The 26,652-nt window shown below is 74.5% G+C and carries 23 protein-coding genes; 12 read left to right on the plus strand and 11 right to left on the minus strand.

The features are described 5' to 3' along the window. Positions 1-82: 82 nt before the first annotated feature. Complete coding sequence (locus tag ABZW14_RS27770; RefSeq protein ID WP_355351869.1) at positions 83-1,021, minus strand: alpha/beta hydrolase; 939 nt, start codon at positions 1,019-1,021, stop codon at positions 83-85. A 123-nt stretch (positions 1,022-1,144) separates the two neighbouring features. On the opposite strand from ABZW14_RS27770, the gene ABZW14_RS27775 reads away from it, so the two are divergent. Next, on the plus strand, positions 1,145-1,768 hold the full coding sequence (locus ABZW14_RS27775) for a hypothetical protein (RefSeq protein ID WP_355351870.1): 624 nt from the start codon (positions 1,145-1,147) through the stop codon (positions 1,766-1,768). A gap of 10 nt (positions 1,769-1,778) precedes the next feature. Here ABZW14_RS27775 and ABZW14_RS27780 read toward each other — a convergent pair whose 3' ends face one another. The 5 genes from ABZW14_RS27780 to ABZW14_RS27800 form a co-directional block, all read right to left on the minus strand. Next, on the minus strand, positions 1,779-2,945 hold the full coding sequence (locus ABZW14_RS27780; RefSeq protein ID WP_355351872.1) for a glycosyl hydrolase: 1,167 nt from the start codon (positions 2,943-2,945) through the stop codon (positions 1,779-1,781). Between the two features lie 57 nt (positions 2,946-3,002). Then, positions 3,003-4,139 carry a glycosyl hydrolase gene (locus tag ABZW14_RS27785; protein ID WP_355351874.1) on the minus strand — a complete coding sequence of 379 codons (1,137 nt, stop codon included), beginning with the start codon at positions 4,137-4,139 and terminating at the stop codon, positions 3,003-3,005. A 2-nt stretch (positions 4,140-4,141) separates the two neighbouring features. Further along, positions 4,142-5,248 carry a glycosyl hydrolase gene (locus tag ABZW14_RS27790; RefSeq protein ID WP_355351876.1) on the minus strand — a complete coding sequence of 369 codons (1,107 nt, stop codon included), beginning with the start codon at positions 5,246-5,248 and terminating at the stop codon, positions 4,142-4,144. Further along, positions 5,245-7,161: a glycosyltransferase family 2 protein gene (locus ABZW14_RS27795; RefSeq protein ID WP_355351878.1), complete on the minus strand. Its 1,917-nt coding sequence runs from the start codon at positions 7,159-7,161 to the stop codon at positions 5,245-5,247. Before ABZW14_RS27795 ends, ABZW14_RS27790 begins: the two co-directional genes overlap by 4 nt. Positions 7,162-7,224: 63 nt before the next feature. Continuing rightward, positions 7,225-8,697 carry a glycosyltransferase family 39 protein gene (locus ABZW14_RS27800; protein WP_355351881.1) on the minus strand — a complete coding sequence of 491 codons (1,473 nt, stop codon included), beginning with the start codon at positions 8,695-8,697 and terminating at the stop codon, positions 7,225-7,227. Positions 8,698-9,016: 319 nt separating this feature from the next. Between ABZW14_RS27800 and ABZW14_RS27805 the strand changes: the two genes are divergently transcribed. The 4 genes from ABZW14_RS27805 to ABZW14_RS27820 all read left to right on the plus strand — a co-directional run bounded on the left by ABZW14_RS27805 (position 9,017) and on the right by ABZW14_RS27820 (position 13,590). Further along, complete coding sequence (locus ABZW14_RS27805) at positions 9,017-10,171, plus strand: alcohol dehydrogenase catalytic domain-containing protein (RefSeq protein ID WP_355351884.1); 1,155 nt, start codon at positions 9,017-9,019, stop codon at positions 10,169-10,171. A gap of 74 nt (positions 10,172-10,245) precedes the next feature. Then, positions 10,246-10,896, plus strand: coding sequence for a TetR family transcriptional regulator (locus tag ABZW14_RS27810; RefSeq protein WP_355351887.1), 651 nt, complete (start codon positions 10,246-10,248; stop codon positions 10,894-10,896). An 8-nt stretch (positions 10,897-10,904) separates the two neighbouring features. Further along, complete coding sequence (locus tag ABZW14_RS27815; protein WP_355351890.1) at positions 10,905-12,491, plus strand: MDR family MFS transporter; 1,587 nt, start codon at positions 10,905-10,907, stop codon at positions 12,489-12,491. A 73-nt stretch (positions 12,492-12,564) separates the two neighbouring features. Further along, the gene (locus tag ABZW14_RS27820) at positions 12,565-13,590 is read left to right on the plus strand and encodes a tetratricopeptide repeat protein (RefSeq protein ID WP_355351893.1); all 1,026 of its coding nucleotides are present in this window, start codon (positions 12,565-12,567) and stop codon (positions 13,588-13,590) included. 4 nt (positions 13,591-13,594) lie between these two features. On the opposite strand, the gene ABZW14_RS27825 is transcribed toward ABZW14_RS27820, so the two are convergent. Together ABZW14_RS27825 and ABZW14_RS27830 are read right to left on the minus strand one after the other, a co-directional pair. Next, the gene (locus tag ABZW14_RS27825; protein ID WP_355351896.1) at positions 13,595-14,542 is read right to left on the minus strand and encodes a hypothetical protein; all 948 of its coding nucleotides are present in this window, start codon (positions 14,540-14,542) and stop codon (positions 13,595-13,597) included. Beyond that, positions 14,539-14,919: a hypothetical protein gene (locus ABZW14_RS27830; RefSeq protein ID WP_355351899.1), complete on the minus strand. Its 381-nt coding sequence runs from the start codon at positions 14,917-14,919 to the stop codon at positions 14,539-14,541. Before ABZW14_RS27830 ends, ABZW14_RS27825 begins: the two co-directional genes overlap by 4 nt. A gap of 162 nt (positions 14,920-15,081) precedes the next feature. Between ABZW14_RS27830 and ABZW14_RS27835 the strand changes: the two genes are divergently transcribed. Further along, entirely contained in the window at positions 15,082-18,852 is a 3,771-nt protein-coding gene (locus ABZW14_RS27835; RefSeq protein WP_355351902.1) for a CHAT domain-containing protein, read from the plus strand. Here the strand turns inward: ABZW14_RS27835 and ABZW14_RS27840 are convergent, their stop codons facing one another. Together ABZW14_RS27840 and abc-f are read right to left on the minus strand one after the other, a co-directional pair. Then, positions 18,853-19,203: a hypothetical protein gene (locus tag ABZW14_RS27840; protein ID WP_355351905.1), complete on the minus strand. Its 351-nt coding sequence runs from the start codon at positions 19,201-19,203 to the stop codon at positions 18,853-18,855. It abuts the gene before it with no gap. A 179-nt stretch (positions 19,204-19,382) separates the two neighbouring features. After that, positions 19,383-21,020 carry a ribosomal protection-like ABC-F family protein gene (abc-f, locus tag ABZW14_RS27845; RefSeq protein ID WP_355351907.1) on the minus strand — a complete coding sequence of 546 codons (1,638 nt, stop codon included), beginning with the start codon at positions 21,018-21,020 and terminating at the stop codon, positions 19,383-19,385. A gap of 262 nt (positions 21,021-21,282) precedes the next feature. Here abc-f and ABZW14_RS27850 point away from each other — a divergent pair, with 262 nt between their 5' ends. Next, entirely contained in the window at positions 21,283-22,626 is a 1,344-nt protein-coding gene (locus ABZW14_RS27850; RefSeq protein WP_355351910.1) for a glycoside hydrolase family 18 protein, read from the plus strand. A 172-nt stretch (positions 22,627-22,798) separates the two neighbouring features. Next, on the plus strand, positions 22,799-23,707 hold the full coding sequence (locus ABZW14_RS27855; protein WP_355351913.1) for a hypothetical protein: 909 nt from the start codon (positions 22,799-22,801) through the stop codon (positions 23,705-23,707). Between the two features lie 15 nt (positions 23,708-23,722). Here ABZW14_RS27855 and ABZW14_RS27860 read toward each other — a convergent pair whose 3' ends face one another. Further along, entirely contained in the window at positions 23,723-24,274 is a 552-nt protein-coding gene (locus tag ABZW14_RS27860) for a DUF5872 domain-containing protein (RefSeq protein ID WP_355351916.1), read from the minus strand. A 237-nt stretch (positions 24,275-24,511) separates the two neighbouring features. Between ABZW14_RS27860 and ABZW14_RS27865 the strand changes: the two genes are divergently transcribed. The 4 genes from ABZW14_RS27865 to ABZW14_RS27880 form a co-directional block, all read left to right on the plus strand. Next, on the plus strand, positions 24,512-24,946 hold the full coding sequence (locus ABZW14_RS27865; RefSeq protein WP_355351919.1) for a YbaB/EbfC family nucleoid-associated protein: 435 nt from the start codon (positions 24,512-24,514) through the stop codon (positions 24,944-24,946). Then, positions 24,943-25,269 carry a type VII secretion target gene (locus tag ABZW14_RS27870; protein WP_355351922.1) on the plus strand — a complete coding sequence of 109 codons (327 nt, stop codon included), beginning with the start codon at positions 24,943-24,945 and terminating at the stop codon, positions 25,267-25,269. Before ABZW14_RS27865 ends, ABZW14_RS27870 begins: the two co-directional genes overlap by 4 nt. Then, on the plus strand, positions 25,266-25,967 hold the full coding sequence (locus ABZW14_RS27875; protein ID WP_091259150.1) for a hypothetical protein: 702 nt from the start codon (positions 25,266-25,268) through the stop codon (positions 25,965-25,967). The genes ABZW14_RS27870 and ABZW14_RS27875 overlap by 4 nt, the downstream gene beginning before the upstream one ends. 11 nt (positions 25,968-25,978) lie before the next feature. Then, on the plus strand, positions 25,979-26,652 hold a 674-nt coding region (locus ABZW14_RS27880; RefSeq protein ID WP_355351926.1), incomplete at its 3' end, for a hypothetical protein.

Consider the following 26,652-nt stretch of genomic DNA (forward strand, 5'->3'; position numbering starts at 1 on the left):
ACCCGTCGGAAAAGACTCTGCCCGCCGGGATCCGCCCACACGACCGGGGCGGTCGCCGCGGCGACCGCCCCGGCGGCGAGGCTCAGGAGCTGGGGCAGGTGTTCCGGTACTCCTCGATGGCCAGCCCGCTCGGGCCCGGGCAGAGGAACTGCTCGTAGCGGGTGTCGTCGTCCACGAAGCGCTTCAGCCAGGCCACCATCTGCTTGGCCGTCGGCGTGTTCACCGTCTGCGGGAAGAAGTGGCTCGCCCCGTTCAACTCCAGGTACGCCTTCTCCGACGACGCCGGGATGCTGTTGTAGAAGGGCACCGAGTGGGTGGCGACCGGGGCGATGCTGTCGCTCTCCCCGCCGACGATGAGCGTCGGAACGGTCACGCCCGACCAGGTCTTGTCCAGGTTCCAGGGCGCGAGCGGCACGGCGGCCTGGAGCGACGGCCGGGCGGCCGCGGCCTCCAGGGTGCCGCCGCCGCCCATCGAGTGCCCGGCCACGGCGAGCCGGCCGGCGTCGATCCGGCCCCGGACGGAGCTGCGCTGGACCAGGTAGTCCAGCGCGGCCAGGAGCTGGCGACCGCGGCTGTCCGGCTGGTCGAGGACGCTGTTGGTCTCGATGCCGATGACCACGAAGCCGTGCGAGGCGATCCGCGGTCCCAGCCAGCTGAGGCTCGACCAGGTGGCCGTGTAGCCGGGCGAGATGGCGATGGCGCCGAAGGTGCCCTCGGCGGTGCTGGTCGGGTAGTAGACGACCCCGCCGCCGAAGCCGGTGACGCTCAGCGCGGAGACGCTGTAGGACGTGGTGGCGAAGGGGCCGCGGCTGGCCTCGAGGAGGGCGTCGGTCGGCGCAGGGCCGCGCTCGTAGGGGTTGGCCGCGGCCTGCGCGACGGCCGGGACGGCCAGGGCGCCACTGACGGCCAGGACGGCCGCCGCGGCGAGACGGCCCAGGGCCCGGAGACGGATACGGGGACGGGGGGTGGTGGCTGATCGCACGTCGGTCGCTCCTTGTCGGGTAGGGAGATCCATCGACATGCGTCAGTATTGGAGCGGCCACCCGTTCACCGCATCGGCGAAATCACCGGTCGTCGCCCGCAGGTGTGCCCGCGCGTTTTCCGGGAATGGCACCCGACGGCCGGCGCGGGCGACGGAGGTCAGGTGGGCAACGGGAGGCAGGATCCGGATGTGCCGGGGGCGGCGCGGTCGCGGCGCCCGGGCGAGGACGGCGGCCCGCCGCAGCTCGCCGGCCTGCACCACAGCGAACCGACGATGGCCGACCCGGACGTGGTCCTCCAGATCCCCCACCTCCGGGTGGACGACCTCTGCGCCGAGGTCGACGACCTGGACGCCCACGTGTCCCTACGGGCCCGGCTGGGCGGCCTGCTCCAACTCGACGTCGGGGCGCAGGCCCGTCTGGGCACGGTCCGGATGGACCTCCGGGGCGTGACCACCGAGGCGATGCTGGAGGTCCGGCTCGACGAGCTGAACGGCATCCTCGACCGTGCGTTGAGCACCGTCGACCGCAACCCGCAGATCATCGAGGCGGCGGTCCGGACCGCGGGCGCCACGGCCGACCGGGCGGGCCGGACCGCGCCACCGGCGCCGGAACCGCAGGCCCGGACGCGCCGGCAGCCGGCCGACCCCGCGGGCGGGACGGCCGGCACGCCGGGGCGTACGGCGTGGCGGCGGATGAAGAAGATCGCCAAGGACGGCCGGCCGCTGCGGCGGGCCGCGGCGCGGCTGCTGCCCGGGGCGGGACCGGATTCGCGCCGCGACGGATGACCGACCCGGCCTACTCATCGAGGTCGGTACGCGGGAGCAGGTCCGGTGACCAGCGCACGTCGTAGCGCGGCGCGGCGACCGACCGGGCGAAGGCGGTCGACGCGGCCGGCGAGCTGACGATCCGCCAGTCCAGCTCCTTGTCCACCTCGAACCAGATGAGGCCGATGATGTCCCGGTGCTTCGGCAGCGTCCGGAACGTCTCCCGGATCCACTCGGCCTTGCGCCCGCCGGCGTCGGAGGCGCCCGTCTCCGTGACGACCAGCGGCCGCCGGCTGAAGGTGCGGATCTCCGCGAGGGTGGGGCCGAAGATGGCGTCGAAGGACCAGTACTCCGACCAGGCCCCGGTGCCGTAGTAGCCGGTGGCGCCCACCCAGTCGACGTAGTCGTCGCCGGGGTAGAACTCCGCGAGGTTCCCGGTCGTCTTGCTCCACCGGGCATTCGGGCTCCACACCCAGCTGACGTTGGTGGCCCCGGCCCGCTCGAACAGGTCGTGCACGTGACGCCAGGCCTCGACGTACTCGCCGGGCCGGTTGCCGTTGGCCTTCTCGCACCACGGGTACCAGTCGCCGTTCATCTCGTGGGCGAACCGGATGGCGACCGGGTAGCCGAGCGACTTCACGCCCTCGGCCCAGGAGCGCAGGTAGTCGTCGAACTCGCCGTCCGCGATGCGCGACAGCCGGTAGCCCGGCTGGCTGGACCGCAGCCGGTCGATCTCGCGGACGGTGAGCTTCTTCTTCCGGGCCGCCTGGTCCACGCGGTGGTCCCAGGGCTCCCAGGCGACCATCGGCAGCATGCCGCGGTCCTTGATCCGGTCGAAGAGCGCCCGGTCGAACGTGCCGGACTGCCAGCTCACGCCGAAGAGCATCACCTGCGGCTGCCGCCGGGCGGCTGCGGCGAACCGGTCCACCGCCGCGAAGTCGTACGGGCCCTTCTCCGTCATCACGCCGATGAAGGCCTTGCCGGCCGGCGGGAAGAGGTCCGCAGCCAGTTGGAGCGGGGGGCCGTCGACACCGGCGGGCACCACCAGACCCGATCCGGCTCTCGCCGGCGGGGCGGACGCGGCGCCCGTCCGGCTCCCGCTCCCGCTCGTGGTGACCGGCGCCAGGGTGAAGGCGTAGGCGAGCAGCAGCCCGGCGATCACCATCCCGAGGACCCGCGGCCAGGTCAGCCGCACCACGTCACCAGCTTCTCCACGGGGCCAGCTTATACCGATTGTCCTGTTATGTCCGGAGAGCTAGTTCTCCAGTCTCGTGCGCAGGGGCATGTCGGGCGACCAGTCGAACCGGTAGCGGGGGTCGGCGACCGCGTCGGCGAAGGCCGTGGACACGGCCGGGGAGCTGACGATGCGCCAGTCCAGTTCCTTGTCCACCTCGAACCAGATCAGCCCGATGATGTCCTTGTGACGCGGCAGCGCCCGGAAGGTCTCCGTGATCCATTCGGCCTTGCGCCCCGTGGCGTCAGAGGCGCCGGTCTCGGTGATGACCATCGGTTTCCCGCTGAACGCGCGGATCTCGGTGATGGTGGGACCGAAGATCGAATCGAAGGACCGGTAGTCCGTGTAGGCCCCGATGCCGTAGTAGCCCGTGACACCCACCCAGTCGACGTAGTCGTCGCCCGGATACCACCCGGCGAGCTTCGGGGACGACTCGTCCCAGCGGGAGTTCGGGCTCCACACCCAGGTCACGTTGGTGACCCCGGCCGCACGGAAGAGGTCGTGCACGTGCCGCCACGCCGCGACGTACTCGCCGGGCCGGTTCCCGTTGCTCGCCTCGGACCACGGGTACCAGTCGCCGTTCATCTCGTGCGCCAACCGGATGGCCACCGGGTAGCCGAGGGACCTGATCCCCTCGGCCCAGGAGCGCAGGTAGGGGTCGAAGTCACCGGCCGTGATGCGGGACAACCGGTAGGCGGGCTGGTCGGACCTGATCCTGTCGATCTCCCGGGTGGGGAGCTTCTTTTCGCGGGCCGCCTTGTCCACCCGGTAGTCCCACGGTTCCCAGCCCAGCATCGGCAGCATCCCCCGGCCGCTGACGCGGTCGAAGAGCGTCCGGTCGAAGTCGTCCACATTCCATGACGCGCTGAAGAGCATCACCTGCGGCTGGCGTCCCGCGGCCGCCGTGAACGAGTCCAGCGCCGCGAAGTCGTGCGGGCCCTTGTCGGTCATGATGCCGATGAACGCCGTGCCGGCCGGCGGGAAGGGTTGCGCGGCCGTTGGCCGGGAGGCAGCGGCCGGCCCGGCCGTCGCGGGCCGGCCGGACCGGTCGTCCTCCCGGCCACCGAACACGGCGTCCGGCGCCAGGGCGACCGCGTAGGTGAGCAGCAGCGCGCCGGTCAGTCCCAGCAGGGCCCGCGCCGGGATGGATGCCTTCACCGCTACTCCTTCGTACGGGGGGTCATGTCCGGCGACCAGGTGACCTGGTAGCGCGGGGCGGCCACCGCGTCGGCGAAGGCCGTGGACACGGCCGGCGAGCTGACGATGCGCCAGTCGAGTTCCTTGTTCACCTCGAACCAGATCAGCCCGATGACGAACGGGTACCTGGGCAGGGCCTGGAACGCCTGCCTGATCCACTCGGCCTTGCGCCCGGCGTGATCCGACGCACCGGTCTCGGTGATGACCATCGGCTTCGTGCTGACGGTGCGGATCTCGGCGATGGTCTTCGCGAAGACCTCGTCGAAGGAGAGGTACGGCGCGAAGTCGTACTTGCCGTAGTAGCCCGTGACGCCCACCCAGTCCACGTAGTCGTCGCCCGGGTAGTAGGTGGAGATCGCGGGGGTCAGGTCGGTGTACCGGACGTTCGCGCTCCACACCCAGGTGACGTTCGTGGCCCCGGCCGCCCGGAACACGTCGTGCACGTGGCGCCAGGCCTTCACGTAGTCACCCGGCTGGTTGCCGTTGACCAGCTCGCACCACGGGTACCAGTAGCCGTTCATCTCGTGGGCGAAGCGGATGGCCACCGGGTAGCCGAGGGACCTGATCCCCTCCGCCCAGGACCGCACGTAGCTGTCGAACTCCCCGCCCGCTATCCGGGACAGCCGGTAGCGGGGTTGATCCGACCGGACCCGGTCGATCTCCTGGGCGGTCAGCTTCTGCTGCCGGGCCCGCTCGTCCAGCCGGTAGTCCCAGGGTTCCCAGCCCAGCATCGGCATCATGCCGCGGTCCCGGATCCGGTCGAAGAGCGTCCGGTCGAACGTGGCGGACTCCCACCCCTCGCTGAAGAGCATGACTTGCGGCCGGTGCCGGGCGGCCGCCGCGAACCTGTCCACCGGCGTGAAGTCGTGGGGCCCCTTGTCGGTCATGACACCGATGAAGGTCTTTCCGGGCGCCGGGAAGCTGCCGCGGGGCCGGGGAGCCTTCGCCTCCGCCGTCACCGTCCCGCCCCGGCCCTCGGCGCCGACGGTGGGCGCGACGGCGAAGGCGTACGTCAGCAGCAGCGCGCCGGTCAACACCAGCACGACCCGGGGGAAGGTGAACCGCATCATCGCAGGACCTCCTCGGCCGCGACCCGGGACCGTGGCGGATGGACCTCCTCGGTCTCCGCGCGAGCGGGCGCGGGGGCGGGCGCGGGCACGGCCACCTCGTCGTCCGGCCGGCGGGCGGCCCGCACGTTCGACACGAGCGCGATCAACGGCGGGCCGAGCCCGGTCAGGAGGGTCAGGACGGGCCACACCCGCAGCAGCGGTGAGCTGTTGTCGAGCACGAAGCTCGCGCCGAGCAGCCCGGCGGAGACGCCCGCCCAGCAGAGGTGCAACCGGAACGTACGGAGCGACTCGACGGTGCGCAGCCTCCCCTTGGCCGTCACCACGAACCCGAGCTTGCGGCGCAGCAGCGCGGTGAACCCGGCGGCCACGTAGACGGGCCCGGCGAACAGCGCCAGCGCCATGCCGACCAGGCCGATCTCCTCCCGTTCGTGCGGGGCGATGTTGAAGCGGCGGAGCCACAGCCACAGCACGAACCAGGTGCCGAAGGTCGAGCCCCAGAGCACCGACCACGTGGTGACGTCGAGCTGCGCCGAACCGACCCCGGTGAGCAGGTACATCGCGGTGGCGAGGTTGCCCAGCAGCAGGCTGACCGCGACGCTCGGGTAGTAGAACTGGAGCAGCCGGTACTGCCAGCGGCGGCGGGACGGCAGTTCGCGCGGTGCGCGCAGTTCGGGCCGGACGAGGATCTCGCAGATGCCGGCCGCCCAGCGCTTCTGCTGGTTGAAGTAGTCCGCCCACGAGGTCGGGCCCTCGCCGATGGCCACCACGTCGGGCGTGTAGACGCCCTTCCACTTGTTGCCGGTCTCCGGGTTCGTCGCGGCGTGGATGCGGATGCTGGTCAGGTGGTCCTCGATGATCGAGTCCTGGTAGCCGCCGATGGTCCGCCAGGCCGCGGGCCGGTAGAGGTGGCCGGTCCCGGTGAGCAGCGGCGCGTCCAGCCCGTTGCCGCCGCGGGCGATGAGCCCGTTGTAGAGGTACTGCTGCACGGAGGCGCCGTGCGCGACGAAGTTCTGGTGCATGTTGCCGTAGACCTGGGGGGTCACCACGAAGGCGACGTCCGGGTCGCGGAAGTAACCAAGAGTGCGTTCGAGGAAGTTGGGCAGCGGCACATGGTCCGGGTCGACGTTGGCCACCACGTCGTACCGGTCCTCGTTCTCGGCCCGCCAGGCGTTGTGGTTGCCGGACTTGGTCCGGGCCCGGAACTCCCCGCCGGGCTGGTTGTACTCCGGCCGGCCCTTGCGGCTGAAGTGGTGGACGCCGAGCCGCGCGGCCATCTCCTTGACGGCCGGGTCGTCCCCCTCGTCGAGGATCCAGACGTCGACCTGTCCGCAGTAGACGATCTGCCGCAGGCGCCGCAGCGTCCGCTCCGCCACGTCGAGCGGTTCCTTGCTGGGCACGATAGTGGTGAGCAGGGCCACCCGGAGGCCGACCGGCGGGTCGACGGGCACCGGGTCCCGGGCGTGGAACGCGAACACCCACACCACCACGTTCTGCGCCAGGCGGATCAGTTCGACGCCGACGACCACACAGAAGCCCAGCCGGGCCGCGATCGTCTCCCAGCCGCCGCCGGCCCCGATGACGCCGGGGCCGGGCACGTGCTGGGGCAGCAGCAACCAGCCGACGAACAGCAGCCCGGCCGCGCTGTTGACCAGCACGAGCAGGGTCAGCACCAGCCGCGCCGCGGGCGAGGCGGCGGGCCGGAACTCGACCGCCGCGTCCGGCCGCTGTGGCGCGGCCAGCGGCCCGGCGGTGGCGCCGCACCTGGCGTACGCCAGGCGGGCCCGGATGTTCAACTGCCGGCGGTCCGGTCCCTTCCGGGCGGGCGGTCCGGCCGGGGCGAGCACCGGCGGACGCTTGCCCGAGGTGCCCGGCGTGCCGGTCCGGGACGGGCGTGTATCGGCGGCGATGGCCATGTTTCCCCCATGGTGATCTCGCCACGAACCCTGGGCGGGCCGCGGTGGAAAGGTTTCGGTCGGTCAGCGGGCGGTGCGGTCGTCCACCAGGAGGGCCAGCGTGAACCCGGTCGGGTGCCAGACCTGCGCCACCTGGTATCCGGTGCGGAGCAGCCGCTCCGTCGCGCCACCGACGGGCGGCACGGGATCCGCGCGTTCGCCGGGGCGGATCACCCACAGCCGCCGGACGCCCCACAGGCAACCGGCGCAGCCGTGCGGCGGCGCCGCGGCGAACAGGTCCATCGGTCGCCGGTCGGCGGGAAGATAGCGGGCCACCAGGCTCCGCGCATCCGCATCGCCGTACACGACGCCGTCGTCGGGCAGCCGCCGCGCGCCGACGATCTCGGCGACCTCACGGCTGGCCTGCCCGTGCCCGTCGGGCGCCCGGAGGGCCGACTGGGCGGGCGCGCCGATCAGGGCCAGCGCCGCCACCGCCACCACCCACCAGCGGGCGCGTACCCGCGACAGCGCGGCCGCGGCCAGCGTCGCCCACGCCGGCAGTGTGAAGAGCAGGCTCGACGGCGACCAGACCGGCGTCCCCTGCGCGAGGAGGAGCAGGCCGAGCGGCGGCAGCACCGCCCACGCGGTGCAGACCGCTGCGGCGCGCCGCAGCGGGAGGCTGAACAGCGCCAGCCCGAGCAGCGCCGCGCCCAGCGCGGCGACGCCGAACAACTCCTCGGGGGTCGCGGCGAGGGCGGCCAGGTCGGGCCGGGCCGCCGGCGCGATCTGCCCGCCGGCGCGCACCCCGGACCAGAGCAGCGCGGCGGCGGGGAGCGCGCCGAGGAGGGCGGCGGCCAGCCACCGACCGGTCACCCCACGCCGGAACGCGAGCACGGCCCAGCCGTGCCCGACGAGCAGCAGGAGCGCCACGGCGTGACACAGGCCCAGCAGGGCCACCGCAGCGGCGTACGGGGCGAGGCGGCGCAGGCTCGGCCGGTCCAGGGCGGGCGGCAGGAACCAGGTGGCGAGCACGGCGGCGAACAGGGCCAGCGCGTACGGCTGGGCCTCCTGGGCGTACCGGGTGACGCTCGGCAGCAGCGCGAAGATCACCCCGGCCAGGACCCCGGTGCCCGGCGCGAACATCCGGGCGGCCAGCCCGCCGACGAGCGCGGCGGCCGCCGCCATGGCGAGCAGGGACGGTACGCGCAGCGCGAGGTCGGAGGTGCCGAACGCCGCCGCCCAGGCGCGCATGAGCAGGTGGTACGGCACGAGCGTGACATCGCCGCCGGGCAGCCCGTGCGGCCAGGGCGAGGTGGCGGCCCGCCAGGTCGCCAACTCCGCCAGGCGCAGGCCGGGGATGGTGGCTCCCACGGCGCCGAGCGCGCCGGTCAGCAGCGCCGGCAGCAGCCACGCGGCGAGCCGCCACCGGGAGGTGTCGGTCGGCGGACGCTGCCCGCCGGCCCGGGAACCGACCGCGCGGTCCTCGCCCCACGGGTCCTCGACCCGCATCTCTCCCGGCCCGAGCCGGGGCAGGACCATGGTGTCCGCGTCCATCATCGTGACTCACGCATCCCTGTGGGTGCCGGCGACCTGGTTCCAGCCGCCCCGGGCGACGCCGGATCGGCGTGCTCGCGACGGTGCGACCGCGTGACGCGGGCGGCACCGGGAGTCCCGGGTCGAGGACTGGATGACACCGTGGAGCTTAATGAGCCAGTCCGACATAACGCTCATATAAGACGAACCGGACTAGCCGATAACCCGGACGGGGGAGGCGGCCGAGGTGGCCTCCCCCGCGCCGAGACATCCGATGGTCGAAGCTGCCCCGAACCGCCACCGGGCCGCGGTTCTCATGCGAGCATCGGCCCGGAGGGACGACGTGAAGGCACTGGTCTGGCAGGGCGCGAACCAGCTGGCCGTGACCCAGGTCCCGGACCCGGAGCTGCGCAACGAGCAGGACATGATCGTCCGGGTGCGCAAGAGCGCCACGTGCGGCTCCGACCTGCATCTGCTCGGCGGCCACCGGCCCGTCCCGGCGCGCGGCCTCGTGCTGGGGCACGAGTTCCTCGGCGAGGTGGCCGAGGTCGGGCCCCGGGTACGCCGGCACCGGGTGGGCGACCGGGTGGTGGTCTGCGCGGTCGTATCGTGCGGCCGGTGCTGGCACTGCCGTCGGCAGGAATTCTCGCTGTGTGACAACGGCGGCACCGACCGGGCGGCTCGGGGTTCCGCCACCGGCGGCTGCTACGGCCTTCCGAGCCCTCTCGACGGGTTCGCCGGCAGCCACGCCGAGTACGTCCGCGTCCCGTACGCCGACCAGGGCGCCTTCACCGTGCCGGACGGGGTCGCCGACGAGCGGGCGCTGTTCGCCTCCGACGCCGCACCGACCGGCTGGATGGGCGCCGATCTCGGTGGCGTCCGGCCCGGTGACGTGGTGGCCGTGTGGGGCGCGGGCGGCGTCGGTCAGCTGGCGGCGCGGGCCGCCGTGCTGCTGGGCGCGGAGCGGGTCGTCGTGATCGACCGGCTGGCCGACCGGCTCCGGATGGCCGAGCGGCACCTCGGCGTCGAGACGATCGACTACGGGACCCAGGACGTCGGCGGGGAACTGCTGGAACGCAGCGGCGGGCGGGGCCCGGACGTGTGCATCGAGGCCGTCGGCACGCAGGCGCCCGGCGGCGGCCGGTTCGCCCGGCTCATCCCACGGCTCGGACCGGAGCCGGACCGGCCCGTGGCCGCCCGGGAGGCCGTCCGTCACTGCCGCAAGGGCGGCCGCGTCTTCCTGCTCGGGACGTACGCCGGCGGGGTCGACACCGTGCCGCTGGGTGACGTGGTGGACAACGGCCTCACCCTGCGCGGCGCCCGGCAGCACGGCCACCGGTACATCCCCATGCTGCTGGACCGGATGGCCCGCGGCGAGCTGGTCACCGAACACCTCGCCACCCACACGATGCCCCTGGACCAGGCGCCGCGCGGCTACCACACGTTCGCGAACCGGCTCGACGGCTGCGTCCGCGCCGTCTTCGAGCCGTCCGCCTGAGCCGTCCTGTCGGCCAGATCACTTCAGGGCACGAAACTTTGCACAGTCTGCAAGATCGCCTGTAGGGTCGCGCGGTGACCCTGGACAGCCCTCCCGCCGACGGCGGCCTCCGCGACCGCAAGAAGCGGCGGACCCGCACCGCGCTGGCCACCGCGGCGCTGCGCCTGGTCGCCGAGCACGGTCTCGACCAGGTGACCGTCGAGGAGATCAGCGCGGCGGCGGATGTCTCCTCCCGCACCTTCTTCAACTACTTCCCGAGCAAGGACGACGCGCTCGTCGGGGACCAGGCCGCGCTCAACGGCCGGTTCGTGGCGCGGCTCGCCGAGGTGCCCCCCGAGGTGCCCGCCCTCGCGGCCGTCCGCGCGGCGCTCGGCGAGGTGATCGAGGAGTTGCAGGAGGACCGCGAGCTGTGGCTGCTCCGGATGGACGTGGTCATGCGCAATCCCGCCCTGCTGCCGCGCCTGATCGCCGCGGGCGCCGAGGCGGAGCGTGCGCTGACCGACGTCGTCGCCGCCCGGGTGGGCGTACCCGCCGACCACGGGTTCCCGGCCCTGCTCACCACCGTCACCGGCGCGGCGTTCCGCGTCGCCGCGCTCCGCTGGGCCGCCACCGCCGGCGCCCGGCCCCTCGCCGACCTGGTCGACGAGGCGTTCGACGCCCTCGCCGCCGGCCTGCCGGATCCCGGTCCGGCGCCGGAGTTCCACCCGTCCCGCACCCCGAGTTGAGGAACCGCATGTCCGTACCCACCATGCCCGCCGACGCCGCCGAGGCCGGCCCGGCCCGCATGTCCCGCCGCGAAGTCCTCCAGGCCCTCTCCGGCCTCATGGTGGGCATGTTCGTGTCGATCCTCGCGTCCACCGTGGTGGCGAACGCGCTGCCGCGCATCATCGCCGACCTGAACGGCAGCCAGACCGTCTACACGTGGATCGTGACCACCGAACTGCTGGCCATGACGGCGACCGTGCCGATCTGGGGCAAGCTGGCCGACCTCTACAGCAAGAAGCTGCTCATCCAGTCGTCCCTGGGCCTGTTCGTGATCGGCTCGCTGATCGCCGGCTTCACCCCGAACGTCGAGGTGCTGCTGGTGAGCCGGATCGTGCAGGGCGTCGGCGCCGGCGGCATGACGGCGCTGGCCACCATCGTGATGGCCGCCATGATCCCGCCGCGCGAACTCGGCCGGTACGCGGGCATCTTCGGCGCCGTCTTCGGCGTCGGCACCATCGCCGGGCCGCTCATCGGCGGCGTCCTGGTCGACACCTCCTGGCTCGGCTGGCGCTGGTGCTTCCTGATCGGCGTCCCGTTCACCCTCCTGTCGATCTTCCTGCTCCAGCGGACGCTGCACCTGCCGGTCGTCCGCCGCGAGGTGCGCATCGACTGGCTCGGCGCGGCCCTCATCACGACGGGCGTCTCGCTACTGCTGGTCTGGTCGTCGCTGGCCGGGCACAAGTTCGCCTGGGCCTCCGGCTGGACGGCGCTCATGGTCGCCGGCGGGGTCGCCGTGCTGGCCGTGGCGGTGTTCGTCGAGTCCCGGGCCGCCGAGCCGATCGTCCCGCTCGACATCTTCCGCAACCGGACCGTCTCGCTGGCCACCGTGGCCAGCGTCCTGGTCGGCGTGGCGATGTTCGGCGGCACCGTCTTCCTGTCGCAGTACTTCCAGGTCTCCCTGGGCAAGTCGCCGACGGTGGCCGGCCTCATGAGCCTGCCGATGATCTTCGGTCTGCTGGTGTCCTCGACCGTCGCCGGCCAGCTCATCACCCGGTACGGCCGCTGGAAGATCTTCCTGGTCGCCGGCGGCGCCGTCATGACGGCCGGGATGGTGCTGCTCGGCACCATCGGGGCCGGCACCAGCGTCGTCCTGCTCTCCGTCTACATGGCGGTGCTCGGCATCGGCGTCGGCATGCTGATGCAGAACCTGGTGCTGGCCGCCCAGAACGACGTGCCCGCCCACGAACTCGGCGCGGCCACCTCGGTGCTGACGTTCTTCCGCAGCATGGGCGGCGCCATCGGGGTCAGCGCCCTGGGCGCCGTCCTGGCCAACCGGGTCACCGACCTGATGACCGAGCGGCTCGGCCCGGCCGCGACCGGCGGGGGCGACTCCGCCGCCGTGCCGGACCTGTCCGCGCTGCCGGAGCCGCTGCTGCGCATCGTGCAGGACGTCTACGGCAGCGCCACGGCCGAGCTGTTCCTGATCGGCGCGCCGCTGGCCCTGCTCGCCATGGTGGTGGTGCTCTTCATCAAGGAGAAGCCCCTGCACACGCTGAGCGGCGACGAGCGGCGGGCGCAGGAGGAGGCGGCGCAGGCCGCGGGCGTCACCCACTGACGCCGCCCGGAGGGTCCGCGCAGCCACCGGTTCCGGGGCTGCGCGGACCCGCGCCGGGTGACAGGATGACCCGGTGTCATCCCTCGCGCTACGGCACGTGACCTTCCTCGGTGGGTATCCGCGTGGCACCGGCGAGACGACGGGGCTGACCGCCGTCCTCGACCGCTCCGGCATCGACCTGCGCCGGCCGATCCGGCGGTTCCTCCGCCTGCCCTGGCCCACCCTGCGCGGGCTGGACATCCGCACCCCGAGCCTGTTCTCCATGGCGCTCGACGGCCCCGGCCTGGGCTCCGGCGGGGCACACCTCGACCTCCACCTGGACCAGGGGGTGTGCCGGCTGCACGTCCCGGGCGCGCCGGCGCCGGAGCTGCGGGACCGGCTCGCGGCGTGGGCGGCCGACGAGGCGGGGCCACCCGAGCCGCTGCCCGCCACTCCCCCACCGCCGCCGCGTCCGGCGCGCGGTCCCGGCGACCTGGTCCGGATGTCCCTCGACCTCTGGCGGGCCGCCGGCGTCGGGCGGGAGCAGGTCACCGACCGCAACACGTTGGCCTACCGGCTCAGCGTGGCCGAGGACCACCGCCACTGTGGCCGGTTCGCCGAGGCCGTCGCCCTGCTCGAACCCCTGGCCTCCGGAGCGGCGGCGGCGTTCGGTCCGCTCGACAACGACGCCCTGGCCGTCCGAAACGCTCTCGGCCAGGCCTACCTGGCCGCCGGGCAGGTCGACGACGGGCTGGATGTGCTGCGGGAGGTGGTGACCGCCGCCGAGCACGGGCAGGGCGCCGACGGCGACCTGACCCTCGTGATCCGCAACAACCTGGCGGTCGGCTACCAGCAGGCCGGCCAGTACGCGCAGGCCGTCGAGCTGCACGAGCAGAACATCCGGCACAGCGAGCGCCGGCACGGGCGGGAGAGCCGGCAGACGGTCGGCCGGCGCAACAACCTGGCCGCCACCCTGGCGCTGGCCGGCTACCGGCGCCGGGCGATCGCGCTCTACTGGGAGGTCCTCGACGCGCTGCCGGCCGGCGGCCGCGACGACACCCTGGCGGTCACCGCCCGGCAGAACCTCGCCATCCTGCACAACCCGACCTGGCGACCGTGACCGGTCAGGGCCGGGGCGACGGACGCCCGGCCGCGCCGGCGCGACGGGCACGCGGCACCACGTCGTCCTTGCGGACGATGGCGGTGACCTGCTCGCCGATCTCGCGGGTGAGCCGGTCCGGGCAGGGGAGCCCGAGCTGGACCGCCAGATCCCGGCCGTAGAGGTCGACGGCGGCCTCGGCCAGCTCGGCGTAGACCGCCACGGCCAGTCGGGCGCGCTGGCGCGCGGTGGGCAGCGCCACCACGCCGACCACGAGGGCCGGCCACCAGAACGCACCGAGGACGGCGTAGAGCAGGCCCCAGCCGGCCAGCCGGGCGGCCGCCCCGCAGCGGTCCTGCGCGGCCGCGAGTTCGCCCCGCGCGTCCTCCGGGAGCAGCAGCCACAGACGCGGCCACCCGACCGCCAGGTCGATGCCGTAGCCGCGGTGCACCCGGACGTCGGCCGCGTGCAGCCGGTCGCCGACCCAGGTGGGCCGCGCCGGCTCCACGAGGCAGATCGCCGCCCGGCGGGCGATGGCCCGGCGCGTCCGGTCGCGCAGCGCGGGATCGCCGGGGTCCGCGAGCAGCGCGCGTTCCGCGGCCAGCACGGCGGCGTCGGCCCGCTCCCACCGGCGGCACCGCCGGGCGGCGAGCCGGCCCAGCACCGGCCCGGACCCGGCCAGGCTCCACGTCCAGGAGACGAGCACGCCCACCGACTGCGCGACGATCCCGGCCGCCGCCGCGCCGAGCAGGAACGCGGCCGCGCCGATCAGCAGGCTCGCACCCGATCCAGCGGCCGGCCCGGCGGCCAGCCCGTCCCACCAGGCCGCCAGGGCCCGCCGGTCCACGGCGTGCCGCTGGCCGAGGACCTGGGCCAGGACCACCGCGGCGGCGAACAGCGCGCCCGGCAGCAGCACCGCCGCCGTCCAGCGGGTCACCAGCTGCTTGCCCAGCTCGGCGAGGAAGGCGTTCACAGCACGATCCGGCGCGGCCCGAACGGCGCGCCGGTCAGCCCGCACACCGGGCGGTCACCGTCGCCCTCGGGGACGGCCCGGGAACACGGCAGCGGGCTCGGGCAACCCCAGGCGGCGACCGTGGGATGCCCGCCCCCGCCCAGCCAGGGCTCGAAGCCGCGTACGCCGGTGGTCAGCCCGTCGACGCCGTGGCGGGCGAAGGCGTCGTCGAGCCGGTCGAGGTCCTCCGCCAGCCGGTCGTCCAGCCGGCCCTGGGCGACGGCCTCGGCGATCCGGTCGAGCACGTCGGCGACGCCGTACCGCTCGGCATGCCGGCGCAACTGCTCACCGACGGCCTGCCGGCACAGCCGGCCGACGCGCTCCGCGACGAGTTCCAAGGCTGCTCCCCGGGCATCGGTTGGCTTCGGTGCCACCCTATCGACCGGGGCGACCCACGACCGTCCCCAAGGGCGGGTCGTGCCCCGCTTCCGCCGGCCCGCCGGGGCGGGCAGGATGGGCGGTGGAGATCGCAGGCCGACGCGCACGGGGATCGATTAGCGATGTCGAGACGGACCACCACCGCAGCCGTCCGGCGGGTCACGGCGGTGATCGCGGAGTACGAGCGCACCGGCGACCCGTCCGTCCTCGCGGGACCGGACCTGTGGGCGGACGCGCAGCTGCTCGCCGCGGCGGCCGGTGACCGGGGCGCCGGCCGGGCGGCGGCGCGGGCGCTGGCCCGGCTGCACTGGTACCGCTACCTCGACCTGCCCGGGCTGGACGGCCTGCGGGAGCGCCGGGCCGCCGGCACGCTGTTCCGGCAGGGATGCCACGACGACCCGGACGCGGTGCCGGAGCTGATCCGGGACGAGCAGCCGCAGGCCGGCCGGCCCGATGCGCCGCGGCTGTCCGACGTCCTGCTCAGCCAGCAGCAGGCCGACCGGATCGCGGGGCTCCGGGAGCGGCACCGGGCGGGTTCCGGCAAGGCCCTGCGGATGCTCGTCACGCTCTACCGGGAGTGGTTGCCCTATCTGGCCCGCGAGCGCGACGAGGCGGCGGACCTGCTCCGTGCCGCGCTGCTGACCGACCTCGCCGAGGCGCTGACGGCCCTGGCCGAGGACGGCGGCGGGGACGGCCGGACCTACGACGAGGCCCTGGACGCCGTGTCGCAGGCCCTGGGCGCCACCTCGACGCGGGACCCGCACCGGTCGCACCGGCTGCTCCGCCGCGGCGAGCTGTTCGAGCTCTACTTCGACCGGGGCGCCGGCCCGCGCGCCCTGGAACTGGCCGCCGGCGACTACCGCCGCGCCGCGCAGCTCGCCTGGGGGCGCCACCCCACCCATCCGCGGGTGGTGGCCCGGCTCGGCGCGGCGCTGTGCCGGCTGCACGACATCCCGGAGCAGGCATCGGTGGCGCTCCTGCTCGAGGCGACCGCCGCCTGGCGCGACGCGGTCCTCACCACGCCGCCCGACCACCCGGTGGCCGCCCCGGCCCTCGATCGGCTGAACACCGTCGCCAACCTGCTGGTCCAGGAGGTCGGTGCGGACCTGGCCGGCACGATCGTGACCGCGGCCGACCGGCCGGCGGTGCTCGACCGAATGCTCGGGCGGGCCGAGGAACTGGCGGGACGGGTCACGGTGGACGCCGCACCGGCGGCCCTGGCCGAGTGGCACGAGTCGGCCGCCGTGCTGGTCGCCGCGGTGCCGGGCTTCCATCCGGGGCGGGCGCGGGCCCAGCTCCTGCTCGGCGAGGCGGAGCTGGCCCGCTGGGAACACGGCGGCGAACTGGACGGCGCGACGCGGGCGGCGTCCTGGGCGCAGCTGGCCCTGGACGCCGCCGGCCCGGGGCATCCGCTGCGGCGGGAGGCGCTCAACCTGCTGGCGGGCGCGGCCGCCCAGGCGGGGGTGCACGGGCAGGTCGAGAACCTGGTCGAGGTCGCCGTCTCCGCGGCGCGCGCGGCGCTGGACCTGGCCGACGAGCAGCCCGACACGCGTCCGCAGCAGCTCGTGGTCCTCGCCGGCACCCTGGCGGCTGCCGCTTGGCTGGCCGACGACCCGGAGCTGTTGGACGAGGCGCTGCGCCACCAGCGGGAGGCGCTGGAGCGGACGCCGCCGCAGCACGAGGCGTACCCGCTGCGGCTCATGAAGCTCGCCGGCCTGCTCTCCCGCCGGGTCGTGCTGGCCCCCGACGACACACTGCTCGCCGAGGCGGTGGAGACCGGCCGGCAAGCCGCCGAGGCGCTGCCCCGTGGCGACTCCCGGCGGGTCGGCTTCCTGCACAACCAGGCGAGCAGCCTGGCCCTCCTCTCGGTGCGCCGGGCCGACGAGGCCGGCCTGCTGGCGGCCGAGAACACCTTCCGTGCGGCGCTCGCCCTGCTGCCGCCCGAGCACCCGGACCACCCCCGGATCGGCAGCTCGATCGCGGACACCCGGTTCCAGCGGTACCTGCTGGGCGGGGACCTCGACGTGCTGGCCGACGCCGTGCGGCTGGCCCGGCAGGCGGTGGCGCAGACCCCGGCCGGACACCACTGGTGGCCGCTGCGGGCCCGGCTGCTCGCCCGGTCGGCGTCCGAGCTGGCCCGGGCGGGCGGCCCGGACGCCGACCGGGCGCGGGCGGAGGCCATCGCGACGTACGCCGCCATCGCCGCGTCGTCCGTGGTGGACCCGGCGACCGCGATCGACGCCGAACGCCAGCAGGCCGAGCTGGCCCGGGAGGCCGGCGATCCCGCGGCCCGGCTGGCCGCCCTGGAGCGGGCGGTACGGCAGCTACCGTCCTCGGTCGACCGGTCGTCGTCCGGACACCGCCGGCTCGGCGCGGTCGGCGCGCTGGGCGGGGTGGCGACCGAGGCGGCCGCCGCGGCGATCGCGGCGGGCGACGCCGACAGGGCGGTCGAACTCCTGGAACGCGGCCGGGGCCTGCTGTTCCACGAGGCGCTGGGCATCCGCGGCGGCCGGGTGGAGCTGCGCGCGCTCGACGCCCGGCTCGCCGCGGAACTCGACCGGATCGACCGGAAGCTGGCCGAGGCGGACGCCTACACGCAGGTCCAGAAGTTCACCATCCAGGTGGAACGCCGGACGGACTCCGGCGAGGTGCTGGCCAGCTCCACCAGGGACTGGGACCCCCGACCGGTCTGGCTCGCCCAGACCCGGCAGCTCGCCGCCGAACGGGACCGGGTGATCGAGCGGATCCGGCGGCTGCCGGGATTCGGCGACTTCCTCCGGCCGCCGTCGATGCCGCTGCTGCGCCGACGGCTGGCCGGGATGCCGGTCGCCGTCGTCACCACCCACGACGACCGGGGCCACGCCCTGCTCGTCCCGGCGGACCCGGATCGGCCCGTGCGGCCGGTGCGCCTGCCCGACCTGCGTGCCGCCACGGTCCAGCGGCACGTCGCGACCTGGTACGCCGCGGTGGCCGACGCGACCGACCCGACGGTGCCGTTCGACCGACGCGCCGCCGCCCAGGAGGAGCTGCACGGCATCCTGGCCTGGCTGTGGGACGCCGTGGCCGGGCCGGTGCTCGACCTGCTGGCCCCGGCGGACGGCCCGCCGCCCCGGATCTGGTGGTGCCCGGTCGGCCCGCTGGCCCGGCTCCCGCTGCACGCGGCCGGGCACCACCGCGAGCCGGGAGGCCGGCGTACCGTCCTCGACCGCGCCGTGTCGTCCTGGACCCCGACGCTCACGGCCCTGGCCCACGCGGGGGCGGACCGGCCGCCACGCACGACGGCCGCCACGGCCGCCGTCGTCGGCGTGCCGACCGCGCGGGACCTGCCGGCCCTGTCCCAGGTACGCGCCGAGGTCGAGCAGGTAGCCCGGCTGCTGCCCGGCTCCACCGTGCTGACGGGGACCGAGGTGGCGCCCGACGCGGTCGAGGACGCGCTCCGGGAGCACCCGATCGCGCACTTCGCCTGCCACGCCGAGGCCGACACGCGCATCGCCTCGATGCTGACCGGCGGGCTGCGCATCGGCGGCGGGCGCTCGCTCAGCCCGCACATGGTGGGCGCCTACCACCTGGAGCGGGCCGAACTGGCCTTCCTGTCCGCGTGCGGCTCCGCCGCGACGCATCCCCGGTTGACCGACGAACCGCTGCACCTGGCCGCCGCGTTCCAGCTCGCCGGCTTCCGGGGGGTGATCGGCACGACCTGGCGGACCCCGGACAGCGCGCGGGTCGCCGCGGCGTTCTACGCCGGGCTGACCGACGGTGGCACCCGCCCGCCGGACACCGCGGCCGCGGCCCGGGTGCTCGCCGACACCGTGCGGGCGGTCCGGGACGAGTTTCCGGCGACGCCGACGCGGTGGGCGGGCCACCTCCACGTCGGACTGAACCGACCGCTGTGATCAGTCCGCCGGCGGCGCCACCGTGCGGCGCAGCTCCCGCTTGAGCACCTTGTGGCTCGGCCCGATGGGCAACGCGTCGACGTAGCGCACCTGGCGGGGGTACTTGTGGCGGCCCAGGTGGGCGCGGGACCAGTCGATCAGCTCCTGCTCGGCCGGCAGGCCGGGGCCGGCCGGGTCGGGCACCACCACCGCGCAGACCTCCTCGCCGTGGCGCGGGTCGGGCACGCCGATCACGGCGACCTGGCCGACCGCCGGGTGCCGGGCCAGGACCTCCTCGATCTCGCGTATAACCCGGGCGCCGGGCGGATGCTTGCGTGACCGCGATCGTCGGCCTCGTCCACCGCGGGCCACCTAGGTGGGCAGGTACGCGGCGAAGACCGGCCGACCGCAGCAGTAAGCCCAGAGATGGCGAGCGCCCGCAGAGTGCCTGCGGGCCCTCGCCATCTCTGGGCCTCAGCTATTGGCCCACCTCGGCCGGCTTCTCGGCGGCGGCGTGCGGTCGTGCAAGAAGCCAGTCCGTCCAGACCCGCTCACGTGGGATCGGGGGCGGGCACCTCGCGGAGCCGGCCGCCGTCGAGGCGGAGCCAGCGCCGCACGCCGATCTCGGCGAGGAACCGCTCGTCGTGGCTCACCACCACGAAAGCTCCCCGGTACGCGCCCAGGGCGTTCTCCAACTGGCCCGCGCTGACCAGGTCGAGGTTGTTCGTCGGCTCGTCCAGCAGCAGCAGGTGCGGGGCCGGCTGGGCGTACAGGACACAGGCGAGGGTGGCCCGCAGCCGCTCGCCGCCGGAGAGCACGCCGACCGGCAGGTGCGCCCGCGCGCCCCGGAAGAGGAACCGGGCGAGCAGGTTCATCCGCTCGGCCTGCGGCCGGTCCGGGGCGTACGCGGCGAAGTTCTCCGCCACCGTGCGGTCCGGGTCGAGCAGGTCCAGCCGCTGCGACAGGTAGGCCACCCGGCCGTCGCCCCGGCGCACCTCGCCGCCCTCCGGATCGAGATCCCCCTGGAGCAGCCGCAGCAGCGTCGACTTGCCGGCGCCGTTGGGGCCGGTCAGGGCGATCCGCTCCGGACCCCGGATGGTCAGGTCCACCCCGGCGCCGGCGAAGACGGCCCGGCCGTCGTGGTGGATCTGCATCCGCTCCCCCGCCACGACCGTCCGTCCGGCGGGGACCGTGGTGTCGGGCAGGTCGAGGGTCAGGGTCTGGTCCTCGCGCAGCGCCCGGCTGGCCTCGTCGAGCCGGGACTGGGCCTCGCTCACCCGGTTGGCGTGCATCTGCCGCGACCGGCCGGCCGACTCCTGGGCGCTGCGCTTGAGGCCACCGGCGACGATCCGGGCCAGGCCGGCGCTGTCGAGGTTGCGCGCCGCGTTGCCGGCCCGCCGTTCGGCCCGCTCGCGGGCCTGCTGCATCTCCCGCTTCTCCCGCTTCACCTCCTGCTCGGCGCCGCGCACGGTGCGCTCGGCCGCCTCCCGGGCCGCCCGGGCGGCCTCCTCGTAGGCGGTGAAGTTGCCGCCGAACAGGCGCACCTCCCCGCGGTCCAGTTCGGCGATGCGATCCATCCGGTCCAGCAGGGCCCGGTCGTGGCTGACCAGCAGCAGGCAGCCGGACCACTCCTGGAGCACCGTGTAGAGGCGGTGCCGCGCGTCGAGGTCGAGGTTGTTCGTCGGCTCGTCGAGCAGCAGCACGTCGGGGCGGCGGAGCAGTTGCGCGGCCAGGCCGAGGGAGACCACCTGACCGCCGCTGAGCGTCGCCAGCCGCCGGTCGAGCGGGACGTCCCCCAGACCCAGCCGGTCGAGTTCGACGCGGCTGCGCTCCTCCACGTCCCAGTCGTCGCCGACGGTGGTGAAGTGCTCCTCGGCGGCGTCACCGGCCTCGATGGCGTGCAGCGCCCGGAGCACCGCGTCGACACCCAGCACCTGGGCCACGGTCAGGTCGCCGGCCAGCGGCAGGTTCTGCGGCAGGTAGCCGAGCACGCCGTCCACCGTCACGGCGCCGCCGGTCGGGGTGAGGTCGCCGGCGATGAGCCGCAGCAGGGTGGTCTTGCCGGCGCCGTTCGGCGCGACCAGGCCGGTGCGGCCGGGCGGCACGGTGAAGGACAGGTCCTGGAAGACCGGGGTGTCGTCCGGCCAGGAGAAGGAGAGGTTGGTGCACACGACACAGGCGTCAGACATCGAAGAGACCCTCAGGGTGTGAGCCGGGCAGGGCACGGCCGCCCGGATGACGAGACGGGGATGCGACGAGGTGGGCCGGGATCACCCGGAGATGTCGTCGTCGCCCGTCATCGCTGTCTCCTTCGAGTCGGCGCGCGGTCTTTCGGCGCGCGCACCTGCCAGCCTAGCAACTCCGCGCGGCGCCCTTGACCGCGAATCACGACCGGCTTAGCTTCATCGATCAGAAAGGTCTCTTAACTAATCCGGCTCCGTGGGAGTGCCGATGCGACCGTTCCGCCACCGCCGCCTCACCGCCCTCGTCGCACTGTCGACCCTGCTGGTCACCGCCGCCCCACCGAACGCCGCGGGCGCGGCGGAGAACTCGGCCCGCCGGGACGGATACCACCGGGTCGGCTACTTCACCCAGTGGGGCATCTACGGCCGGGCCTTCCCGGTCAAGAAGCTCGACACCTCGGGGGCGGCGAGCCGCCTCACCCACGTCAACTACGCCTTCGGCAACGTCAGCCCGGACGGACGCTGCTACGTGGACGGCGGACCGGGCGAGGGCGACGCCTGGGCCGACTACCAGCGGCCCGTCCCGGCCGAGGAGAGCGTCGACGGCGTCGCCGACGCCTGGGGTGAACCGCTCAACGGCAACTTCGGCCAGCTGGCCAAGCTCAAGGCCCGGCACCCCGACCTCAAGGTGCTGATCTCGCTCGGCGGCTGGAGCTGGTCGACCTACTTCTCCGACGCCGCCCGCACCGACGCGTCGCGCCGGGCGTTCGTCGCCTCCTGCCTCGACCTGTACCTCAAGGGAAACCTGCCGGTCCTGGACGGTGGCAGCGGCGGCCCGGGCTCCGCCGCCGGCGTCTTCGACGGCATCGACCTGGACTGGGAGTGGCCGAACTGGCCCGGCGAACCGGGCAACGTGGTCCGCGCCGAGGACCGGGAGAACTTCACCAAGCTGCTCGCCGAGTTCCGCCGGCAGCTCGACGCGTACGGGCGGCAGGCCCACCGGCACTACGCGCTGACCGCGTTCCTGCCGGCCAACCCGGCCGCCATGGACGCCGGCTACGAGGGCCGGAAGATCTTCCGGTACCTCGACTTCGCCACCGTGCAGGGATATGACTTCCACGGTTCCTGGGACGCGGTGACCAACCAGCAGTCGGCGCTGCGCGTGCCGGCGGGGGCGCCGGACAACCCGGACTTCTCCGCCGAGGTGGCCATCGACGGCTGGCTGGCCCGGGGCGCGCCGCGCGGGAAGCTGGTCCTGGGCATCCCCTACTACGGCCGGGGCTGGACCGGCGTGACCGGGGGCGGTGACGGGCTGTTCCAGCCCGCGGCCGGTCCCGCACCGGCCACCTTCGAGGCCGGCTCCGAGGACTACAAGCAGCTCAAGACTCTGCCCGGCAAGGGTTGGACTCTCCACCGCGACCTGCGCGCCGGGCACGCCTGGCTGTTCGACGGCACGACACTCTGGACGTACGACGATCCGGTGGTCGTGCTTCAGAAGACGCTCTACATCCGGCGGGCCGGCCTGGGCGGGGCGATGGTGTGGTCGCTCGACGGCGACGACGACAACGCCACCCTGACCAGGACGATCAGCCTGGGCCTCACGACGCCGTAGCGCGACTCGCCGCCTCCGCCACCGGACCGGTGGCGGGGGCTGCGCCGCCCCGGGTCGTCCCGCTGCCGCTCCCCGCCCGGACCCCGGCGGAACCGCCGGTCCCGCCGCCCCGTCCAACCACCGGACGATCGCGGCGGGAGGGGGCGGGACGATGCGGCGCAGCGGGCACCTGATGGCGACCGTGACGGTGGGTGCCCTGCTGGCGGGATGCGCCGGGACCGCCGGCCCGGAGCCGATCGCCCCCACCGGCCCGCCGGCCACCGGCGCGCACCCCACCGGCGGCCCGACCACCGACCCGGTCGCGCTGATCGGCAACTGGACGGTGACCGCCGACGGCGGTGACGGCGGCGTGCTGCGGCTCGCTCCCTCCGACCAGGGCGACCTGATGTGGTTCGACCGCTGCGGGGTGTCGATGGGAACGTGGCGGGCGGACGCCGGCGGCCTGTTCGTGGCCGACCTGTCCGGCCGCTCGCGGTCCGACCGGCCGGGCTGCCCGTCCGATCCGCGACAGGGACCGGACTGGCTGCCCCGGGCCGCCGCCTTCCGGACGGCCGGGGACACCCCGATCCTCCTCGACGACCGGGGCCGGCAGGTCGCCCGGCTGGCGCCCGGCGGGAGACCCACGCCCGGGCCGAACCTGCTGCCGGCGCTGGCCGAGCCGCCCGTGGTCACCCCCGAGGTCCGGCGCGCCCTCGCGCCGGCCGACCCGTTGCCGGCGGGTCTGACGCCGGCCGACCGAGCCGCCCTGCTCGGCCGCTGGGTCCCCGTCGTTGCCCGCCGGAGCGGCCCGGCGGTCCCCGGCGGGGACCGCCGGGGCGGGCCGACACCGGCGTACGTGGAGCTGCGCGACGGCGGCGCGTGGCGCGGCTCCGACGGCTGCAACGGCCAGGGTGGACGGTGGACCGCCGGGGCGGCGGGCGCGCTGCTGGCCACGGCCGGACCGAGCACGCTGATCGGCTGCGAGAACGTTCCGGTGGCGGGGTGGCTGTCCACGGCGGCCCGGGCGGGGCTGGACGGCGACGTGCTGGTGCTCGTGGACGCCCGGGGCACGGAGACGGAGCGGCTGCGGCGCGACGGCTGACCGAGCGCCGGCTCGTCAGCGCCGGGCCAGCTCGGCCTCCATCCGCTGGAGAAGGGTCTTGCGGGCCTTGCCGTCGCGCTCGCGGCGCAGCGCGGTCCGCAGCTGGCGCGTGTCGAGGCCGCGGACCAGCTTGACCGCCTCGGTGACCGGCAGGTCCGACAACGGCCCGGCCGAGGTGGCCGCCCGGCGGGCCTGCTTCGCCGGCCCCGTGTTGGACACGAACTGCCGCCCGGACCGGGACGCCTGCCGCTTCTTCGTGTCGGTGTCGCGCTTCTGCTCGTCCGAAAGCTGCTGCCACGCCCGTTTCGGCAGGTAACGAGCCGTCTCGCCGTTCCGGCGCGCCCGGGTGGAGCCGGTCCGCGTCTGCCATTCCTCGGCGCCCCACCGCTGCAGCGACCGCTGCCGCTGGTCCCGGGGGCCTTCGAAGCCGCCACCGCGCTTCTTGTACTCGTTCGTGAGCAGTTGCGACTTGCGGGCCGACCACTGCCCCGGCCGGCCGCCCTTGTCGGACGCCTGGATCTCCTCCTTGAGCCGCTCCCGCAGTTCCGGCTTCGTGTACCTGGCCATGCGGGTGGCGTTCCCCCGACGGCGGGCCCCATGCGTCCGGCCGGCACGGCAAATCCCGCGAACGGCCAGCGCGACGCGCGCGGTCGCACGCCCCTGGCCGGCCGGCCACCCGTCGATCCACTGTGTCGTCTACGCACCTCCCGAGCGTGACGGGGTGTTCTACAATCGACGCCGCCCTGCGAGGCGCCGCCGGACGGCGGCCCTCCGGGCTCCGGGCCTACTCGGGGGAGGCGCATGGTGAGCGGAGCTCTGGGTGGCGGCGTGCTGGATCCGGACGGCGCCATGGACCAGATGCGGGGCTGGAAGGGCCGCATCGACAAGCTCGCTGCGGACACGAAGGTGATGAGTGACCGCCTCCAGGAGCTGCGGGTCACCGCCGAGGACGACAACGGGCTGGCCGAGGTGACCGTCGACTCCGCCGGTGCGCTGCGGGACCTGCGCCTGGGCCGGCAGATCCAGCGGGTCTCCCCCGAGGTCGTGGCGCAGGCGGTCATGGACGCGATCCGGCGGGCGAAGGAACAGCTCGCCGAGCGGTCGCAGGAGATCATCGCGGAGACCGTCGGCACCGAGTCGGCGGCCGCGCGGGCCATCGCCGAGCGGGTGGGCCGGCAACTGCGCCCCGACCCGGAGCCCGGCTGGGGCGAACCCGGCTCCTCCGGCTGGCAGCGATGAGCGGCCCCGCCGGCTGGGCGGCCGACACCGAGCAGATCCGGGCGCACGCCGCGTACGTCGAGGGGTTGCGCTCCCGGTTCGAGGCGGTCCGCGGCGCGAGCGCGCACATCGCCCGGGACGACCAGGCGTACGGGCTGCTCTGCGGGTGGATCTCGGCGGTTCTGGAGGACCGGCACACCCGCCAGGACGAGCTGGTCGCGTACGTCGACGAGAACCTCAGGCTGGTGGCCGACGGCCTGCGCCGCACCGCCGACAGCTACGACGGCGTGGACGGCGACGCGGCGAGTTCGCTGGACGCGATCAGCCGGCGGCTGCGGGCATGACCGACGAGTCGCTGGTCGCAGAGGTGCGGTCCACCCGGGAGGTGTGGACGGGCTCGTCGCTGGCCGACGGCGTCGAGGGCCTGGTCGACGCGATCCGCAGCGAGGGCTGGGTGGACGACCTGCTCGCCGGCGCGGCCTTCGGGCTGGACGTCGCCGCCACGGTGCTGGACCCCTTCAGCGCGTTGCTGGCCAACGGCATCGGCTGGGCGATGGAATACTTCGAGCCGCTGCGAGAGATGCTCGACTGGCTCACCGGCATGCCCGATGTGGTCGCGTCGCACGCGGCGACCTGGGACAACATGGCCGGCCATCTCCAGCGGATGGCGGCCGACCTCCAGGCCCACCTGGCCGGCGATTTGCCCGACTGGCGGGGGCACGCGGCCGAGGCCTACCAGTCGCTCATGAAGAACAACGTCGATGCGATCGCCGGTCTGGGCGGCGCGTCCGCGGCGATGGCGGCCGCCACCCAGGCCGCCGGGAACCTCGTCTCGTTCACCCGCGACATCGTCCGGGACCTCATCGCGGACCTCGTCGCGCGCGTCATCGTCTGGGCGGTCGAGGCGATCTTCGTGGTGACCATCCCGGTGATCGCCGCGCAGATCACCGCCGCCGTGCTGAAGTGGGCGGGCCGGATCCTGAGCTACACCACGGCGCTCGTCACCAGCCTCACCAACCTGTCCAAGCTCGTCAACGGCTGACCGGGGGGATCGTGGCGAAGCCGAAGGGACCGCACGGCAACACCGGCGACGGCGGGAATGTCGGCGACGGTGGGCATGCCGGCGACGGCGGGGATGCCGGCGACGGCGGTGTGCCCCGGCAGCGCGGCGGCGGGCAGCACGGGCGGCCGAGCACCGTCGCCGAGACCCACCGGGCCGTCACCGAGGCGGCGGAGAGCGGCCGGCCCGGCGGGCCGAGGTCGGCCGACGGCAAGCCCACCGAGGGCGACGCCGACGCGCAGCGTCCCCAGAACGACCCGGAGCTGGACAAGAAGGACCCGCAGACGCTGGAGGAGATCGCCAAGGCGCGCAAACAGATCGCCGATCAGCTCCAGGACATGGTCGACGACGCATGGGACCACGTCGACCAGAACCGGGACTCGATCCTCCAGCAGGAGGGCTACCAGCGGCAGCGGGAGAAGCTCATCGAGAAGGGCTACCCGGAGGACGTGGCCGACCTCATCGTGGAGCGCACGGCCATGGGCACCGAGGCCCACCGTGGACTCGCCAACGCGATCGACAGCGAGGCGACCTCCATGCTGGACCCGGAGACGGGCTTCCGGCTGCGCACGGAGGTCGGCTACGACGCCCAGGGCGTGGAGACGCCGAAGGTGAAGGACCAGGACTTCCGGCCGGACGTCATCCTGGAGCGGCAGTACAAGGACTC

This window comes from Micromonospora sp. NPDC004551, from assembly GCF_040609975.1.
In the GTDB taxonomy this organism is placed as follows: domain Bacteria; phylum Actinomycetota; class Actinomycetes; order Mycobacteriales; family Micromonosporaceae; genus Micromonospora.

Bases quoted from the DNA above. Each gene is read 5' to 3' on its own strand.
- ABZW14_RS27790 (WP_355351876.1), bottom strand. From the start codon at position 5,248: ATGATGCGGTTCACCTTCCCCCGGGTCGTGCTGGTGTTGACCGGCGCG.
- ABZW14_RS27800 (WP_355351881.1), bottom strand. From the start codon at position 8,697: ATGATGGACGCGGACACCATGGTCCTGCCCCGGCTCGGGCCGGGAGAG.
- ABZW14_RS27875 (WP_091259150.1), top strand. From the start codon at position 25,266: ATGACCGACGAGTCGCTGGTCGCAGAGGTGCGGTCCACCCGGGAGGTG.
- ABZW14_RS27770 (WP_355351869.1), bottom strand. From the start codon at position 1,021: ATGTCGATGGATCTCCCTACCCGACAAGGAGCGACCGACGTGCGATCA.
- ABZW14_RS27870 (WP_355351922.1), top strand. From the start codon at position 24,943: ATGAGCGGCCCCGCCGGCTGGGCGGCCGACACCGAGCAGATCCGGGCG.
- ABZW14_RS27835 (WP_355351902.1), top strand. From the start codon at position 15,082: ATGTCGAGACGGACCACCACCGCAGCCGTCCGGCGGGTCACGGCGGTG.
- ABZW14_RS27860 (WP_355351916.1), bottom strand. From the start codon at position 24,274: ATGGCCAGGTACACGAAGCCGGAACTGCGGGAGCGGCTCAAGGAGGAG.
- ABZW14_RS27815 (WP_355351890.1), top strand. From the start codon at position 10,905: ATGTCCGTACCCACCATGCCCGCCGACGCCGCCGAGGCCGGCCCGGCC.
- ABZW14_RS27855 (WP_355351913.1), top strand. From the start codon at position 22,799: ATGGCGACCGTGACGGTGGGTGCCCTGCTGGCGGGATGCGCCGGGACC.
- ABZW14_RS27795 (WP_355351878.1), bottom strand. From the start codon at position 7,161: ATGGCCATCGCCGCCGATACACGCCCGTCCCGGACCGGCACGCCGGGC.
- ABZW14_RS27850 (WP_355351910.1), top strand. From the start codon at position 21,283: ATGCGACCGTTCCGCCACCGCCGCCTCACCGCCCTCGTCGCACTGTCG.
- abc-f (WP_355351907.1), bottom strand. From the start codon at position 21,020: ATGTCTGACGCCTGTGTCGTGTGCACCAACCTCTCCTTCTCCTGGCCG.